16 protein-coding genes and 1 rRNA gene are annotated in these 16,613 nt (G+C 70.9%); 14 read left to right on the top strand and 3 right to left on the bottom strand.

Going from position 1 to position 16,613, the window contains the following annotated elements:
* Positions 1–2 precede the first annotated feature (2 nt).
* The 9 genes from rrf to ABFX81_RS39075 all read left to right on the top strand — a co-directional run bounded on the left by rrf (position 3) and on the right by ABFX81_RS39075 (position 7,069).
* Positions 3–119, top strand: a 5S ribosomal RNA gene (gene rrf / locus ABFX81_RS39115).
* Positions 120–180: 61 nt separating this feature from the next.
* Positions 181–825 carry an HAD-IA family hydrolase gene (locus tag ABFX81_RS39110; RefSeq protein ID WP_086846169.1) on the top strand — a complete coding sequence of 215 codons (645 nt, stop codon included), beginning with the start codon at positions 181–183 and terminating at the stop codon, positions 823–825.
* 75 nt (positions 826–900) lie between these two features.
* On the top strand, positions 901–2,115 hold the full coding sequence (locus ABFX81_RS39105; protein ID WP_346139406.1) for an MFS transporter: 1,215 nt from the start codon (positions 901–903) through the stop codon (positions 2,113–2,115).
* Positions 2,066–3,238 (top strand): acetoin utilization protein AcuC, encoded by a 1,173-nt coding sequence (locus tag ABFX81_RS39100; RefSeq protein WP_346139405.1) that lies wholly within the window; start codon positions 2,066–2,068, stop codon positions 3,236–3,238. The genes ABFX81_RS39105 and ABFX81_RS39100 overlap by 50 nt, the downstream gene beginning before the upstream one ends.
* Positions 3,239–3,322: 84 nt before the next feature.
* Positions 3,323–4,138, top strand: a complete 816-nt coding sequence (locus ABFX81_RS39095; protein WP_086852368.1) for a phosphatase — start codon at positions 3,323–3,325, stop codon at positions 4,136–4,138.
* Between the two features lie 129 nt (positions 4,139–4,267).
* Complete coding sequence (locus ABFX81_RS39090; protein ID WP_004984898.1) at positions 4,268–4,480, top strand: helix-turn-helix domain-containing protein; 213 nt, start codon at positions 4,268–4,270, stop codon at positions 4,478–4,480.
* Positions 4,481–4,636: 156 nt separating this feature from the next.
* Positions 4,637–4,735, top strand: a complete 99-nt coding sequence (locus ABFX81_RS39085) for a 30S ribosomal protein bS22 (RefSeq protein WP_003948845.1) — start codon at positions 4,637–4,639, stop codon at positions 4,733–4,735.
* A 202-nt stretch (positions 4,736–4,937) separates the two neighbouring features.
* Complete coding sequence (locus ABFX81_RS39080) at positions 4,938–5,999, top strand: NAD-dependent epimerase/dehydratase family protein (protein ID WP_086852370.1); 1,062 nt, start codon at positions 4,938–4,940, stop codon at positions 5,997–5,999.
* A 14-nt stretch (positions 6,000–6,013) separates the two neighbouring features.
* Positions 6,014–7,069 carry a 1-acyl-sn-glycerol-3-phosphate acyltransferase gene (locus ABFX81_RS39075; protein ID WP_086852372.1) on the top strand — a complete coding sequence of 352 codons (1,056 nt, stop codon included), beginning with the start codon at positions 6,014–6,016 and terminating at the stop codon, positions 7,067–7,069.
* 78 nt (positions 7,070–7,147) lie between these two features.
* Here the strand turns inward: ABFX81_RS39075 and ABFX81_RS39070 are convergent, their stop codons facing one another.
* The 3 genes from ABFX81_RS39070 to ABFX81_RS39060 all read right to left on the bottom strand — a co-directional run bounded on the left by ABFX81_RS39070 (position 7,148) and on the right by ABFX81_RS39060 (position 10,683).
* Positions 7,148–8,395: a DUF5667 domain-containing protein gene (locus tag ABFX81_RS39070; RefSeq protein WP_086852374.1), complete on the bottom strand. Its 1,248-nt coding sequence runs from the start codon at positions 8,393–8,395 to the stop codon at positions 7,148–7,150.
* A 236-nt stretch (positions 8,396–8,631) separates the two neighbouring features.
* The gene (locus ABFX81_RS39065) at positions 8,632–9,402 is read right to left on the bottom strand and encodes an ECF subfamily RNA polymerase sigma factor, BldN family (RefSeq protein WP_086852376.1); all 771 of its coding nucleotides are present in this window, start codon (positions 9,400–9,402) and stop codon (positions 8,632–8,634) included.
* A 363-nt stretch (positions 9,403–9,765) separates the two neighbouring features.
* Entirely contained in the window at positions 9,766–10,683 is a 918-nt protein-coding gene (locus tag ABFX81_RS39060; protein ID WP_086852378.1) for an HAD-IB family hydrolase, read from the bottom strand.
* A gap of 161 nt (positions 10,684–10,844) precedes the next feature.
* Between ABFX81_RS39060 and ABFX81_RS39055 the strand changes: the two genes are divergently transcribed.
* From ABFX81_RS39055 to ABFX81_RS39035, 5 genes are all read left to right on the top strand, one after another.
* Positions 10,845–11,123, top strand: a complete 279-nt coding sequence (locus ABFX81_RS39055) for a glutaredoxin family protein (RefSeq protein WP_086603661.1) — start codon at positions 10,845–10,847, stop codon at positions 11,121–11,123.
* 313 nt (positions 11,124–11,436) lie between these two features.
* The gene (locus tag ABFX81_RS39050) at positions 11,437–12,201 is read left to right on the top strand and encodes a redox-sensing transcriptional repressor Rex (protein ID WP_020275182.1); all 765 of its coding nucleotides are present in this window, start codon (positions 11,437–11,439) and stop codon (positions 12,199–12,201) included.
* Entirely contained in the window at positions 12,198–13,952 is a 1,755-nt protein-coding gene (locus ABFX81_RS39045) for a glutamyl-tRNA reductase (RefSeq protein ID WP_086852380.1), read from the top strand. The genes ABFX81_RS39050 and ABFX81_RS39045 overlap by 4 nt, the downstream gene beginning before the upstream one ends.
* A complete protein-coding gene (gene hemC, locus ABFX81_RS39040) occupies positions 13,949–14,908 on the top strand; it encodes a hydroxymethylbilane synthase (RefSeq protein ID WP_086852382.1) in 960 nt (319 codons plus the stop codon). The genes ABFX81_RS39045 and hemC overlap by 4 nt, the downstream gene beginning before the upstream one ends.
* Positions 14,905–16,611: a uroporphyrinogen-III synthase gene (locus tag ABFX81_RS39035; RefSeq protein ID WP_086852384.1), complete on the top strand. Its 1,707-nt coding sequence runs from the start codon at positions 14,905–14,907 to the stop codon at positions 16,609–16,611. Before hemC ends, ABFX81_RS39035 begins: the two co-directional genes overlap by 4 nt.
* Positions 16,612–16,613: the final 2 nt, after the last annotated feature.

Genomic DNA, 16,613 nt, shown 5'->3' with positions numbered 1-16,613 from the left:
GTTTCGGTGGTTATAGCGTAGGGGAAACGCCCGGTTACATTCCGAACCCGGAAGCTAAGCCTTACAGCGCCGATGGTACTGCAGGGGGGACCCTGTGGGAGAGTAGGACGCCGCCGAACAATTCTTGGGAAAACCCCCGCATCTTCGGATGCGGGGGTTTTCTGCGTTTAGGGTCGAGTGATGCGCTATGACCTCGTGATCTTCGACAATGACGGTGTCCTCGTCGACAGTGAACCCATCTCCAACCGGCTCCTGGCCGCCTACCTCACCGAGCTGGGTCATCCGACGTCGTACGAGGACTCCGTCCGGGATTACATGGGTTCCGCCATGCACCGGGTGCACGACCTGGTGGAGGAGCGGACCGGGCGGCGGTTGCCGGTGGACTTCGACGACGTGTTCCACGGTCGGGTCTTCGCGGCCTTCGAGCGGGACCTGAAGGCGGTGGCCGGCGTCGAGGAGGTCCTGCAGAAGCTTGCCGCCGACTCCGTGCCGTACTGCGTGGCGTCGTCCGGGAGTCATGAGCGGATCCGGGTGGGGCATCGGACCACCGGTCTCGATCGGTGGTTCGACGAGGAGCGGATCTTCAGCTCGCAGGATGTGGGAAGGGGAAAGCCGGCTCCCGATCTGTTCCTGTACGCAGCCGAGCGGATGGGGGTCGCGCCGGAGCGCTGTGCCGTCGTCGAGGACAGTCCGCTGGGGGTGCGGGCTGCGGTTGCGGCAGGGATGGACGTGTACGGGTTCACCGCCATGACTCCGGCGGAGAGGCTCATCGGAGCCCGGCGGTTCTTCTCCGACATGCGGGAGCTGACTGAGCTGCTCATGTGAGGGCTTAGAAGCTGAGTAAAATTCATCTTTGGCTGGATCTACCCACGGGTAGGCCGGGGCCCTACGCTCGCCGCCATGACTGATGTGCTGCGGCGCGGCAGGGCCTCATTGGCGTTCAGCTTCTTGGTGCAGGGGGTCGCCTTCGCTCTGCTCGTGACGCGGATTCCCGCCATCCAGGACCGGTACGGGGTCTCCGACGCGCTGCTGCCCGCCTTCCTGGCCGCCGTGCCGATCCTCGCCGGGGTCGGGAGCGTGACCACCGAGCGGCTGGTGAAGCGGGTGCGGCCGAGCCTGCTGCTGCGGTGGTCGCAGCCCGTGGTGCTGCTGGCGCTGCTCGGGGTCGGGGCCGGGGAGCGGATGGTGGAACTGGGCGTCGCGCTCGCGGCGTTCGGGCTCGCCGTCGGGGTGCTGGACGCGTCGATGAACATGCTCGGGGTGAGCCTTCAGCGGTCGTACGGGCGCAGCATCATGCTCAGCTTCCACGCGGCCTACAGCCTGGGCGGCATCGCGGGGGCGTCGCTGGCGTGGGTGGGGGCGCACTGGGATCTGGCCCTGTGGGTGTCGTACCTGCCGGTCGTGGCGGTACTGCTCCCGGCGATGCTGGTGGGGAGCCGGTGGTACGTCGACGACGAGGCGGCGTCGGCGGTGGCGGAGAAGGCGGGCGAGGGCCAGGTCGTCGTCTTCAAGTGGCTGTTGCCGTTGTGTCTGGTGATGACCGTGGCGTACATCGGGGACTCCACGGTGTCCAATTGGAGCGCGAAGTACCTGAAGGACGTGCTCGGGTCTTCGGAGCAGATGGCGACCGTGCCCTACAACGTGTACATGGTCACCACGCTGCTGGGGCGGGCGATCGGGGACCTCGGGGTGCGGCGGTTCGGGGCCGTCTCGGTCGTGCGGGGCGGGGCGCTCGTGGCGGCGTGCGGGTTCGCCGTGGTGGCGGTGGCACCCGGGGCGTGGGTGGGGATGCTGGGGTTCACGCTGCTGGGGCTCGGGCTGTGTGTGCTGGTGCCGCAGACGTTCGCGGCGGCCGGCAGGCTGTTCCCCGGGGCTTCGGATGCGGCCGTGGCGCGGTTGAATGTCTTCAACTATGTGGGGTTTTTGATCGGTTCGCCGTTGGTCGGGGCGCTCGGGGACGCGTGGAGCTACCGCGGGGCCATGGTTGTGCCGATGGTGTTGGTGCTGGTGACGCTGGTGTACGCCCGGTCGTTCGCGCCTCAACCGGACCGATACGGTGGCGGACATGAGCGGCCGCGCACAGCTGATGTGGGACGAGGCAGTAACGGGCTATGACTTTGGTCCCGGGCATCCGATGGACCCGGTCCGGCTCGCCCTGACCCGGGGACTGGTCGATGCCTTCGGGCTGGACCGTGAGGTGGAGGTGGTCGCCGCGAAGGCGGCCGGGGAGTCGACGCTGCGACTCGTCCACCGGGAGGACTACATCGAGGCGGTGAAGGCCGCGTCGGCGGAGCCGGGGGCGGCGGACCAGTCGTACGGGCTGGGGACGATGGACGATCCGGCGTTCACCGGGATGCACGAGGTGTCGGCGCTGATCGCCGGGCAGTCGGTGGGGGCGGCGGAGGCCGTGTGGCGCGGTGACGCGCTGCACGCGGTGAACTTCGCGGGCGGGCTGCACCACGCGATGCCGGGCGGGGCGTCCGGTTTCTGCATCTACAACGACGCGTCGCTGGCGATCGCCCGGCTGCTGGAGCTCGGGGCCGAGCGGGTGGCGTACATCGACGTCGACGTGCATCACGGGGACGGGGTGCAGGCGGCGTTCTGGGAGGACCCGCGGGTGCTGACGATCTCGCTGCACGAGCATCCCCGGACGCTGTTCCCGCAGACCGGTTGGCCGGAGGAGACCGGGGCGGACTCCGCGGAGGGCTCGGCGGTGAACGTCGCGCTGCCGGCCGGGACCGGGGACGCCGGGTGGCTGCGGGCGTTCCACGCGGTCGTGCCCGAGCTGATCGCGGACTTCCGGCCGCAGGTGCTGGTGACGCAGCACGGGGCCGACACGCACTTCGAGGATCCGCTGGCGCATCTGGCGGTGTCTCTGGACGCGCAGCGGGCGGTGCAGGTGGCCTGTCACGACCTGGCGCACGACTACGCCGACGGGCGGTGGGTGGCGCTGGGCGGGGGCGGCTACGCCGTGGTGGACGTGGTGCCGCGGTCGTGGACGCATCTGGTCGGGATCGCGGCGGGCCGGGCCGTGGAGCCCGAGGCGATGATCCCCGAGGGCTGGCGGCAGGAAGCGTTCGCCCGGACCCGGCAGTTGGCCCCGGCGCGGATGACGGACGGACGCTGGCCCGTGGCCTTCCCCGGCTGGGAGGAGGGCTACGACCCCGCGGACCGGCTGGACCAGGCGGTGCTGGCGGCTCGGCGGGCGGTGTTCCCGCTGCGGGGGCTGCTGGCCTGACCGGGTGGGCCTCCTGGTAGGCCGACCGTGCTGTGTTCGCCGGTTCCCGGGACACGTGCGGCGCCCGTCGCGCACGATCGCCTCGTGCTGACCCCCGAAGCCCTTCGTGCGCACCTGGTGGGCGCACGCCTCGCCGGGACCGTGGCCACGCCTCGTGAGGAGAGCCTGCGGAGTTACCGGCTGTTCGCCGCCCGGGATCCCCGGGTGCTCCTCGGTCTCGATCCCGAAGGGGTCTGGAGCCAGCGGGATTTGGTCGAGCTGATGGCGGACAGGTGCGGTGTTTCGGCCGATTCCCGTCGGATTTCCGGCCAGGACGTGATCGATCCGGAGCGCACCCTGGCCGCGCTGGACGCCTTCGCGGAGCGCCTCGCCGAGGCCGCCCGGCGGGGCGCACCCGTGCTCCTCGGCACCGGGCACCCCCACCGGCTGCTCGGTTTCTACGCCGCTCTGGCAGACGCGCTGTCGGCGGCGGGGTGTGAGGTTCTCACCCCCGCGCAGGGTCGCTGTGTCGACATAACGACCCGGTTCGGCCTACGTACGCACAACCTCGACTACGTACGAGGAGTCGCGCTGGTGCGGGGATCCGGCACCGAACGCCCCGGTTGTGAGCCCGGCGCACATACGCACTCACCTCTCCCGGTTCGTACCGTGTTGGCCGCTGCCGCAGAGGCCGACGGGCCCCTTCCCGAGCTGGTCATCGGGGACCACGGGTGGGTCTGCGGAGCAGGTCAGCTGGGGTTCGAGGCCATCGGGCCGGCGGATACGAACGATCCTGCCCTGTTCGTCGGTGAGGCCGAGGGGTCCGTCTCCGTCGTCGTTCCACTTGATGACGGAGTGCGGTCTGATTACTACCTGCCGCTTACCCGCTACGTACTCAATCGGGCGTGTCTGTCACAGTAGGCCGCCGATGGGTGCACCTCTTCCCCACTCGCATCACCCGCCCCTACATTGGGGAGTGAGCACGCAGCGACGAAGAGTCACCGGAAGGGGAAGCCGGTGGCCGTCGAGTGCGGAAGGTTCAGGTGTGTCATGGCTGCAGCTGGCGAGAGGCCTCTGAACGAGGTTCAGTTCCTTACCGTGGCGGAAGTCGCCTCGGTGATGCGAGTGTCGAAGATGACCGTGTACCGGTTGGTGCACAGCGGTCATCTGCCCGCGATCCGTGTGGGGCGGTCCTTCCGCGTCCCGGAGCAAGCGGTTCACGAGTACCTCCGCGAGAGTTATGTGGGGGTGGAAACCGCCTGACGGCTGGGGCGGGGTGGTCCCTCACAGGGCACTCGGGATCACCCTGGCCTCCTCGATTACGACCTCAGCGCTCGGGCGGGTAGGCTAGCCCCTCGTAGGTCGTGTGGGCCCATGGCGCCCAAACAACCGAGTGATGAGAAGTGAGCGAGGGTAGTCGTGGGCTCTGTTATCAAGAAGCGGCGCAAGCGGATGGCCAAGAAGAAGCACCGCAAGCTGCTCAAGCGCACGCGCGTTCAGCGTCGCAACAAGAAGTAAGTTCGCGACGCGGACGCCGCGAGAGCGTTGCTGTGGCCCCCCACCCACCGGTGGGGGGCCACACGTGTTCCGGCTCGTACGTCCGGCTGCTTCCGTCACTTCGCGCATCAGGCGGTCATCACAGCGCAACGCCGACCCGCTAAGTTGGCCCCACGGGGGAACGCGGCGGGGCAAGAGGTTTTCTGGAAGGAAGGCGCTGATCTTGGGCAAGGTCGTGCTCGTGACCGGAGTGGCCCGCCCGCTGGGGGGCCGGTTCGTACGGCGGATCCAGCGTGACCCCGAGGTGGACAGGGTCGTCGCCGTGGACGCGGTGCCGCCCGAGCACCATCTGGGCGGCGCGGACTTCGTCCAGGCCGACATCCGGCAGCCCGGAATCGCGCGGGTGCTCGCCGAGACGGGCGCCGACACGATCGTCCACCTGGACGTGACGGGCACGCCGCTGGGCAGCGGCAACCGGGCCTCCCTGAAGGAGACCAACGTCATCGGCACCATGCAGCTGCTCGGTGCCTGCCAGAAGTCCCCGAACGTGCGGCGGCTGGTCGTGAAGTCCAGCACGAACGTCTACGGCTCCGCGCCCCGCGACCCGGCCGTCTTCACCGAGACGACCCCGCCCAAGTCCCTGCCCAGCGGCGGCTTCGCCAAGGACACGGTGGAGGTCGAAGGGTACGTGCGGGGCTTCGCGCGCCGCCGGCCCGACGTGGCGGTCTGCGTGCTGCGGTTCGCCAACATCCTCGGCCCGACCGCGGACACGCCGCTCGCCTCGTACTTCTCGCTGCCGGTCCTGCCGACCGTGTTCGGCTACGACCCGCGGCTTCAGTTCGTCCACGAGGACGACGTGATCGAGGTGCTGCGGATCGCCTCGCACGAGCCGCGGCGGGGCACGCTCAACAGCGGCACTTTCAACATCGCCGGCGACGGCGTGCTGCTGCTCTCCCAGTGCTCCCGGCGCCTAGGGCGTCCCACCGTGCCCCTGCTGCTCCCGGCCGTCACCTGGGCGGGCTCGCTGGTGCGTACGCTGGGCATGTCGGACTTCTCGCCCGAGCAGATCCGGCTGCTCACCCACGGCCGGGTCGTGGCCACGGGCCAGATGCGCGAGACGCTGGGATTCCAGCCCAAGTACACGACCGCGGAGACGTTCGCGGACTTCGCACGCAGCCAAGGTCCCGGACTTCTTCCGCCGGAGGCCCTTGCGGGGGCCGTCGACCGGATCGCCGCGCTGCCCCTCGCGGGCGGCGGTCACCCCCCGACGCAGAGCGCCAACTGAGGAGCGCATCAACGATGGCGGATGCCAAGGTCATTCCGTTCGACGACGACCGGTCCCGCGGGGGCGCCGTGCAGCGTCCGCAGCGGCGCCGGAGCACCGGGAACCGGCGCCCGGGCACGGAGTCGGCGCCGGTCCGTGAGGTGCAGCCCCTGCCCACCAGGGCTGTTCCGCAGGATGATGTTCCTGTGACGTCTGAGGAACAACCGCCGGAAGGCCCCCAGGGCGGCGAGGGCGGCCTGGAGCGGCGTATCGCGGGCGGCCTGGCCTTCCTGCGCCGCCGCCTCACCGGGGACTACGAGGTCGACGACTTCGGCTACGACGAGGAACTGACCGACCAGGTCCTGATGTCCCTGCTGCGCCCGCTGTACGAGAAGTACTTCCGGGTGGAGGTGAAGGGCGTCGAGAACATCCCGTCCGAGGGTGGCGCCCTGATCGTCGCCAACCACTCCGGGACCCTGCCGATGGACGGCCTGATGTTGCAGGTCGCCGTGCACGACAACCACCCGGCGGGCCGGCATCTGCGGCTGCTCGCCGCGGACCTGGTCTTCATGCTGCCGGTGGTCAACGAGCTGGCCCGCAAGCTCGGTCACACCCTGGCCTGTGCCGAGGACGCGTCCCGGCTGCTGGAGCAGGGTGAGCTGGTCGGGGTGATGCCGGAGGGCTTCAAGGGCCTCGGGAAGCCCTTCGCGGACCGCTACAAGCTCCAGCGCTTCGGCCGCGGCGGTTTCGTCTCGACCGCCCTGCGTGCCGGGACGCCGATCGTGCCCTGCTCGATCGTCGGGGCCGAGGAGATCTACCCGATGATCGGCAACGCCAAGACGGTCGCCCGGCTGCTGGGCTTCCCGTACTTCCCGATCACGCCCACGTTCCCGTGGCTCGGGCCGCTCGGGGCGGTTCCGCTGCCGACCAAGTGGACGATCCAGTTCGGCGAGCCGATCCCCACGGACGGCTATCCGCCGGAGGCCGCCGAGGACCCGATGCTGATGTTCAACCTGACCGACCAGGTCAGGGAGCAGATCCAGCACACCCTGTACAAGCTGCTGGTGCAGCGCCGGTCGGTCTTCTTCTGAGGCAGTGCAGGACTGAGACAGTGCCCATGACGATGGGGGCGCCCCTCGGGAGGGGCGCCCCCACTGTCTTGCCTCCGGCTAGTTCGCGTCCTCGCCGTCGATGCCCAGCCCGGGCAGCAGGTCGGGCAGGAGCGGCGGGAGCGTCACGTCCGGCTCGGGGACGGGCGTCTTGCCTTCCGCCGACGGTGAGGTGCTCGCGTCGCTGTCCTGCGGCGGGTCGAGCAGGCCGCCGGTGTTGCCGCCGAGCAGGCCGTCGCTGTCGCTGCCGGAGCCGGCCGAGCGGCTGGGGCTGCCGGAGCCGGTGCCGCCCTCGTCGGAGTGGCCGCGGCCACTGTCGCTGGGACGGGCCGACCGGTCGGTGGCCGAGGAGCCGGTGGAGGCCGACTCGGAGGCGCCCTGCCGCTTGCCTTCGCCGCCGCTGCGGGCCGGGGGCTCGGGCAGCAGGGACCGCAGCGGGGCGACGTCCTCCTCTATGGCGTCGAACACCGACGACACCTGCTCGCTGACGTCCCCGAGCTGGACGGGGAGCCTCTCGCGCAGTTCGCCCCAGGCCTGGCGGTGGGAGCGGGAGAACGCGGACAGGGCCTGGATGGGCTCCAGGGAGTCCGGGTCGCGCTCGTACGCCTCGCTCAGCAGCCGGTGGCCTTCCGACGCGTCGTGCCGCATGCCGGACAGGGCACGGCGGATCTCGCCCAGGGACTCGTGGTCCAGCGGGCCGCTGCGGCCCCGCTCCATCAGGCGGCGGGCTTCGCTGAGCCGGGTGGAGGCGTGGTCGAGATAGACCCGGCCGCGCTCGTCGACTCCGTCGGCGAGGCCGAGTTTGACGTCCTCGATGCCGCGCTTGAGGCCGTAGAGCGAATCGCCGGGCAGGGCGTCGGAACTGGCTGCGGCGACTCCGCCGAAGGCGCTCGCGGCCACGCCGACGCTGAGGCCGCCCGCGGTGAGGCCCTTGGCGAGGCGGGACCGCGGCCGGAGCTTCTTCAGCGGGCTCGCGCGGTGGGCGCCGCGGGCCCGGGAGGAGCGCTGTTCGGGGACTGCGTTGTCCGTCGCCCCGCCTCCCGCGGTGCCCTCCTGGAGCATGGCCTCGAACGCGGCCACCAGCTGGGCCCGCTGGACGACCTTGACCTCCGGGTCGAGCTCCGGCTTGGGCAGCGCGTCGAGACCGGAGGCCAGCGCCAGCAGGCGTGCCTGTTCGGTCCGCTCCGCGGCGGCCGGGGTCGGTGCCGATCCTTCGGACTGCTCGGCCGCCGTACCCTGCTCGGACTGCTCCTGAAGGGCCTGGGCGAAGGCGTTCGCCCGCCGGTGCGCCGATACGTTCGCGATCACTGGCGGCACCTCCTCTCGTCATGACGGTCGACTCCCCAGGGGGTCCTGAGGGTTGCACACCCTGACCACGACCACACGATCGAGTGATCGGAGCCGGTCAGGGGGTGACCACAGGGAGCCTGCATCCCGCACAACGAGTGGCGCGGCACTTGGGTTACGGACGCCGGATGATCGGATGCCGAAGTCAACGGACTTTCACGGACAGTGAGTTGACCGTCGCCGAGCGTACGGTCCGGTCAGCGGGCGTCTTCCGGGAGGAGTCGGGCGAGGGTGCGGACGGCCCGGTACTGGAGGGTCTTGATGGCGCCCTCGTTCTTGCCCATGACGCGGGCGGTCTCGGCGACGGAGAGGCCCTGGAGGAAGCGGAGTGTCACGCACTCCTGCTGCTGGGGGTTGAGTCGCCGCACCGCGTCGAGCAGGGCGGCGTTGGAGAGGGACTCCAGGACGGAGTCCTCGGGGGAGCGCTCGACCTCGTTGGCGTCGAGCATCTCGCCGGTGGTGACCTCGAGGCGGAAGCGGCTGGACTTGAAGTGGTCCGCCACGAGGTTCCGGGCGATCGTCACCAGCCAGGCGCCGAAGTCTCGCCCCTGCCAGGTGAAGGTCCCGATGCGCCGCAGGGCGCGCAGAAAGGTCTCACTCGTGAGGTCCTCGGCAGTCGCCTTTCCTCCGACCCGGTAGTAGATGTACCGGTAGACGGTGTCGCTGTATTGGTCGTAGAGGCGGCCGAAGGCGTCGGACTCGCCGGCCTGGGCGCGCTCCACGAGGTCCATCATGCGGGCGCTGTCGCTGTCCGCCGCCGGCCGTCGGGCGGTGGCCGCGCCGGACGGGCGCCCTCGTCTGCCGACCGCGGCGCTGCCGTCGGCCAGTGCATAGCACGGGCCTACGGGTGCGGCGGTGGCGAATGCGGGGCCGGCGTACGCGGTGGGGACGAAGCCGCGCAACAGGTCGAGGACCGTTGCGCGCAGCGTAGCCAGGCCCGAGGCGTCAACCCCGACGTGTGGGTACACGGGACTCCCAGAGGCAGAGCTTCCATCACGTGCAGTGCGGGACCTTTCACCCGTCGTAGCGACGGAGGGGTACCGGATTGCGTCTGAGGAGAATAACGCTTCGTGTAGGCCCTGCTACACCGAGTTGCTCAAATCATCGATTACGTCGCTTCGGTAACCGATTGACGCCGCATCAAGTGCCGCAACGTGAGCGGTTGTTGATCGGAACGGTTCGAATTGAGGCCGGGTCCAGGGCGTGTTGTGGCCGTGTGCAGCCAAGAGGACTGGATGCGAGGTTGTGGGGGTACGCCAGTTGGATTTACGGCGTTTGTCATCCAGAAAACGAAGGTGTCGCGGATTGATCGGCCGTGGGCTGATCGGTCGTCAGCGGCGACGGCGGTGCAGGGCGATCGCCGCCGCCGTGCCGCCGGCCACCGCGCCCACGCCGGCCGCGGCCGGGATGCCGACCTTGGCCGCCTTGCGACCGGTGCGGTAGTCACGCAGCCGCCAGTCGAGCTGGCGGGCGTGCTTGCGCAGCTTGGAGTCCGGGTTGATGGCGTAGGGGTGGCCGACCAGGGACAGCATCGGGATGTCGTTGTGCGAGTCGCTGTAGGCGGCGCAGCGGGTCAGGTCCAGGCCCTCGGCCGCGGCCAGCGCGCGGACCGCCTCGGCCTTCGCGGGGCCGTGCAGCGGTTCGCCGACGAGCTTGCCCGTGTAGACGCCGTCGACCGACTCGGCGACCGTGCCCAGGGCGCCGGTCAGGCCCAGGCGGCGGGCGATGACCTGGGCGATCTCGACGGGGGCCGCCGTGACGAGCCAGACCTTCTGGCCCGCGTCCAGGTGGGCCTGGGCCAGGGCGCGGGTGCCGGGCCAGATGCGCTCGGCCATGTACTCGTCGTAGATCTCCTCGCCGATCGACTGGAGCTCGGCGACGCGGTGGCCCTTGACGATCGACAGGGCCGAGTCGCGGGCCTCCTGCATGTGTTCGGGGTCCTCGACCCCGGCCAGCCGGAACCACGCCTGCTGCCAGGCGAACCGGGCCAGCTCGCGCGTCTCGAAGAACTTCCGTTTGTACAGGCCCCGGCCGAAGTGGAAGAGGGCGGCGCCCTGCATGACGGTGTTGTCCAGGTCGAAGAAGGCGGCGGCCTGGTCGTCGCCGTGGACCGGGAACTGCGGTTCCTCGGTCGTGCCGGCGGCCTCCTGTGAGGACTTGCGGGCAGCCTCCGCCGAGGCCTCGCCTGCCAAAACGCTCCTCGCCGTGGCGGAGCGCCTACGGGGAGTGAGCCATCCGAGAGCGGCCATGGCGTGAGCATAGCCAGTTTGTTCGGGGGTTCCGGAGTCGAGAGGTTTGGAGCGTGTGAACTCTCGGCGAGTGTGTCGTTACAGATGTCGCCCGGACGGGCGTGGCGGGCCTGTCCGCCGACGCGTCCGCGAGGGTTCCCCTTGTTCGCCGGCGCGCGACAATGGCCGACATGAGTCCCCTCTTCCGTCGCAGGCCCCCTCGGGACCGGCTCGTCACCCTCATCCGCAAGCCCGGCTGTCATCTGTGTGATGACGCACAGGTCGTTGTGGAAAAGGTGTGCGGTGATCTGGGTGTCCCCTGGGAGCAGAAGGACATCACCGAGGACCGGGAACTGCACGACCAGTACTGGGAACAGATCCCGGTCGTGCTGGTGGACGGCAGGCAGCACACGTTCTGGCGTGTGAACGAGGACCGCCTGCGCAAGGCGCTGACCGACTGATCCCGGCCGGTCCAGCAACTGACCGAGTAGTCCAAAGAGGCCGGAACGTCGCTTAGGATCGACGGCGGCTGGTCTCGGGGGCGGGATACACAGAGGAGTGTGTGCGGTTTTGCCCCCAGAAGTAGAGGAACAGTGGTGCGAGCGCGCCGGTTCCCCACGAGTGCGCCGGGGGCGCGTGACCCCGGTCACGTTGGCCGGGCAAATCGGACACCATCTTTGTGCACGCGTTCACAAAGACATAGCCTGCTTTCGACGGGGCGGTCATGTAGGGACGTATGACCGCCTACAGCCCCGCTCTACCCGCAGGAGCACCGTGGCAACTGGCCGAACTCACCGACCGGCGACCCGCAGCCGAGGGATTCCCGAGGCCACCGTCGCCCGGCTTCCTCTGTACCTCCGCGCTCTGACCGCGCTGTCGGAACGCTCGGTGCCCACGGTCTCCTCCGAGGAGCTCGCGGCCGCGGCGGGGGTCAACTCCGCGAAGCTGCGCAAGGACTTCTCCTACCTCGGCTCCTACGGGACCCGGGGCGTCGGCTACGACGTCGAGTACCTCGTCTACCAGATCTCCCGCGAGCTGGGCCTCACCCAGGACTGGCCCGTCGTGATCGTCGGTATCGGTAACCTCGGCGCCGCCCTCGCCAACTACGGCGGGTTCGCCTCCCGCGGCTTCCGGGTCGCCGCGCTGATCGACGCCGACCCGGCCATGGCGGGCAAGCCCGTCGCCGGGATCCCCGTGCAGCACTCCGACGACCTGGAGAAGATCATCCAGGACAACGGCGTGTCGATCGGGGTCATCGCCACCCCCGCCGGTGCCGCGCAGGCCGTCTGCGACCGGCTCGTGGCCGCCGGGGTCACCTCCATCCTGAACTTCGCGCCGACCGTGCTGTCCGTCCCCGACGGCGTCGACGTGCGCAAGGTCGACCTCTCCATCGAGCTGCAGATCCTCGCCTTCCACGAGCAGCGCAAGGCCGGCGAGGAGGCCGCCGCCTCCGACGGTGGCGTCCCGGCCGCCGCCGCGCGCAGCGACTCCGCCGACCAGGGACCCGACGGGGACATGCCCGCCGTGATGCCGGCATGAGCCTCCTCGTCGTCGGACTCAGCCACCGCAGCGCCCCGGTCAGCGTCCTGGAGCGGGCCTCGCTCAACGCGGACGCGCAGGTCAAGCTGCTCCAGGACACGGTCGCCGCCGAACCGGCCGCCGAGGCCGCGGTGCTCGCCACCTGCAACCGCATCGAGCTCTACGCCGACGTGGACAAGTTCCACGCCGGTGTCGCCGAGCTGTCCACGCTGCTCGCCCAGCACAGCGGGGTCGGCCTGGAGGAGCTCACTCCCTATCTCTACGTGCACTACGAGGACCGGGCCGTCCACCACCTGTTCTCGGTGGCCTGCGGGCTGGACTCGATGGTCGTGGGCGAGGGGCAGATCCTCGGCCAGATCAAGGACTCCCTGGCCCGCGCGCAGGAGCTGAACTCCGCGGGCCGGCTGCTGAATGACCTGTTCCAGCAGGCCCTGAGGGTCGGCAAGCGCGCCCACTCCGAGACCGGCATCGACCGCGCCGGCCAGTCCCTGGTCACCTTCGGCCTGGAGCAACTGGCCGCGGGCGGCGATGTGGAGACCTGGGCCCGGGGCAAGAAGGCCCTGGTCATCGGCGCCGGGTCGATGTCCTCCCTGGCCGCCGCGACGCTCGCGCGGGCCGGGGTCGCCGAGGTCGTCGTCGCCAACCGCACCTTCGACCGCGCCGAGCGCCTCGCGCAGATCCTCGCCGAGGGCGACGACACGGACGTGCTGGCCCGCGCGGTCCCGATGGAGTCGGTGCCGTTCGAGCTGACACGTGCCGACGTCGCCGTCTCCTGCACCGGCGCGACGGGCCTCGTCATGACGGCCGAGTCGGTCGCCGCCGCGGTGGAGGGCCGTACGGCCGCGCCGTCGGCCGTGGGCGACGGAACGCCCGCCCCGGACGGTGAGCCGGGAGGGACGGCGGCCACGGGCGCCGGGCGGGGCAACCTGCCCGCCACCGGCCTCGGCGGCGAGGACGGCTGCCCGCTGGACCTGCCCGCGGTACAGGGCACCGCCGGGTTCTCCGTGCTGGGCGAGGCGGCCGTGGCCGGTATGGCCGCCGCCGACCTGGAGCAGCACGCGGCGTGGGTGGACAACGGCACGGTGGGCGGCGCCCAGCGCGCGGCCAGGCCGGGGACGGCCGGTCCGCTCGACCCCACGCCGGACGCCGACGCCATCGCCGCGCTCGCCGCGACCGTGGCCACCGTCGGGCGCATCCCCGAGCGGCGCAGGCCCGCGCCGGCCGACGAGCCGCCGCGGCCCGAACCCGTGCTCTTCCTGCTCGACCTGGCGATGCCGCGCGACATAGACGCGGCCGCACACCGGCTGACCGGAGTGCGGCTGGTGGACATCGAGTCGCTGGCGGAAGCATCCGCGGGCGCTCCGATGGCTGCCGATGTGGACCAGGTCCGGCGTATCGTCTCCGACGAGGTCGCGGCCTTCGGGGCAGCACTGCGGGCCGCGCACATCACGCCGACCGTGGTCGCCCTGCGCACCATGGCCGCCGATGTCGTGGCCAGTGAGATCGCCCGCCTGGACGGACGGCTTCCCGGCCTCGACGACAAGCACCGCGCGGAGATCACCCAGACCGTGCGGCGCGTGGTGGACAAGCTGCTGCACGCGCCGACCGTACGGGTCAAGCAACTCGCGGCCGAGCCCGGCGGCGCCGGGTACGCGGACGCGCTGCGGACCCTGTTCGACCTCGACCCGGAGACGGTTGCCGCCGTCTCCCGGGCCGAGGACAGCACAGAGAAAGACCGAGGGCCGGCATGAACGACAAGGCGCTGAGGCTCGGCACCCGGCGGAGCAGGCTCGCCATGGCCCAGTCCGGGCAGGTGGCCGAGGCCGTGAGCCGGGTGACCGGGCGGCCCGTGGAGCTCGTCGAGATCACCACGTACGGCGATGTCTCGCGTGAGGCGCTCGCCCAGATCGGCGGCACGGGTGTGTTCGTGACCGCCCTGCGCGACGCGCTGCTCAAGGGCGAGGTCGACTTCGCGGTGCACTCGCTGAAGGACCTGCCGACCACGCAGCCCGACGAGCTGGTGGTGGCCGCCGTACCCGCGCGGGAGGACCCGCGGGACGTGATCGTCGCCCGGGACGCGCTGAAGTTCACCGACCTGCCGAGCGGGGCCCGCATCGGTACCGGTTCGCCGCGCCGCATGGCCCAGCTCAACGCGTACGCGCGCAGCCACGGCCTGGACATAGCGACGGTCCCGATCCGCGGCAACGTCGACACCCGGATCGGATACGTACGGTCCGGTGAGCTCGACGCCGTCGTGCTGGCCGCCGCCGGACTGAACCGGATCGGCCGGGGTGACGAAGTGACCGACTTCCTGTCGGTCGACACGGTTTTGCCCGCCCCCGGCCAGGGGGCACTGGCGATCGAGTGTGCCGCGGGCAACGCGGACCTCGTCGCTGCGCTCGCCGAACTCGACGACCCGTTCACGCGGGTCGCCGTGACGGCCGAGCGGTCACTGCTCGCCGCCCTGGAGGCCGGTTGCAGCGCCCCTGTGGGCGCGCTGGCCGACCTTCTGGCCGACGGGCAGATTGTCAAGGAAATGCGCCTGCGCGGCGTCGTCGGGACCACCGACGGCACGCGGATGGTGCAGCTGTCCACCACCGGTCCCGTGCCCGAGACGCACGACGGGGCAATGGCGCTCGGTCGCGAACTCGCGGCCGAGATGCTCGCCCAGGGCGCGGCCGGTCTGATGGGGGAGCGAGCACATTGAGCCCCACCACCCTTTCCGCCGGTCCTGAACACGGGCACGTCACCTTCCTGGGTGCCGGACCCGGAGATCCGGGACTGCTTACTCTGCGCGCCGTCGAGGCGCTGGCGCACGCGGACGTCCTCGTCGCCGAGCACGAAGTGCTCGACGTCGTACGTCAGCACGCCAGGCAGGGCGTCTCCGAAGTGAACACGGACTCGGATCCTTCCCAGGAGCCGGGTCCGGGCACAGGAGCGCCCCAGCTGACGGTAGTTGACGGCACGTCAACCGCCGTCGCCGCCCCCGCGGTGCGGGATGCCGCACATCTTGTCATGGAGGCCGCACGGGGCGGCAGGCGGGTCGTGCGTGCGGTGTCCGGGGACCCCGGACTCGACACGTACGCCGCCGAGGAGATGCTGGCGTGCGCCGCCGCCGGGGTGCCCTTCGAGGTCGTCCCCGGTATCGCGAGCGCCGTCGGTGTGCCCGCGTACGCCGGTGTGCCGCTGCGGGACGCGCAGGGCGCGGACGTGCGGTTCGTGGACGCGCGGACGGCGTCGGACCGGTGCTGGACGGAGGTCGGGGCGTCGGACGGCACGGTCGTCGTGTCCACCACCCTGGACTCCGTCTCCGCGGCGGCCGGCGAGCTCGTCTCCGCGGGCCGCAAGCCGGACACCCCGATGACGGTCACCGTCGCCGGTACGACCACCCGGCAGCGCACCTGGACCGCCACGCTCGGCACGATCGCGCAGACGCTGAAGCAGGCCAAGGTGCTGCCCTCGCCCGAGGGCGGCCGGCCGGTGATAGCCGTGGTCGGGGAGCGTTCCTCCGCCGCCCAGCGCGACCAGCTCGCGTGGTTCGAGTCCAAGCCGCTGTTCGGCTGGAAGGTGCTCGTGCCGCGCACCAAGGAGCAGGCGGTGTCGCTCTCCGACCAGCTGCGGTCGTACGGGGCCGTGCCGCACGAGGTGCCGACCATCGCCGTCGAGCCGCCGCGCACGCCCCAGCAGATGGAGCGGGCGGTCAAGGGCCTGGTGACGGGCCGCTACGAGTGGATCGCCTTCACCTCGGTGAACGCGGTCAAGGCCGTGCGGGAGAAGTTCGAGGAGTACGGGCTCGACGCGCGTGCCTTCGCGGGCATCAAGGTCGCGGCCGTGGGCGAGCAGACGGCCAAGGCGCTGATCGCCTTCGGCGTGAAGCCGGACCTGGTGCCGAGCGGGGAGCAGTCCGCGGCGGGGCTGCTGGAGGACTGGCCCCCCTACGACCCGGTCTTCGACCCCATCGACCGGGTGTTCCTGCCGCGTGCCGACATCGCCACGGAGACGCTGGTCGCCGGGCTGATCGAGCTGGGCTGGGAGGTCGACGACGTCACGGCCTACCGGACCGTGCGGGCCTCGCCGCCGCCGGCGGAGACGCGGGAGGCGATCAAGGGCGGCGGGTTCGACGCCGTGCTGTTCACGTCGTCGTCGACCGTGCGGAACCTGGTCGGTATCGCCGGCAAGCCGCACAACGTCACCGTCATCGCCTGTATCGGGCCGGCCACGGCGAAGACCGCCGAGGAGCACGGGCTCCGCGTGGACGTGATGGCTCCGGAGCCGTCCGTGCACAAGCTGGCGGAGGCGCTGGCCGACTTCGGCGCGAAGCGGAGAGCTGCCGCTCTCGAGGCCGGGGATCCGGTGACGCGGCCGAGTGAGAGGCGGCCGGGGGCCCGGCGGCGGCGTTCGACGACGTAGGC

The organism is Streptomyces coeruleofuscus (assembly GCF_039532725.1).
Classification (GTDB): Bacteria; Actinomycetota; Actinomycetes; order Streptomycetales; family Streptomycetaceae; genus Streptomyces; species Streptomyces coeruleofuscus.
Note: the sequence above shows the minus strand (reverse complement) of the source record. Positions and strands in the feature narration are given on the sequence as shown.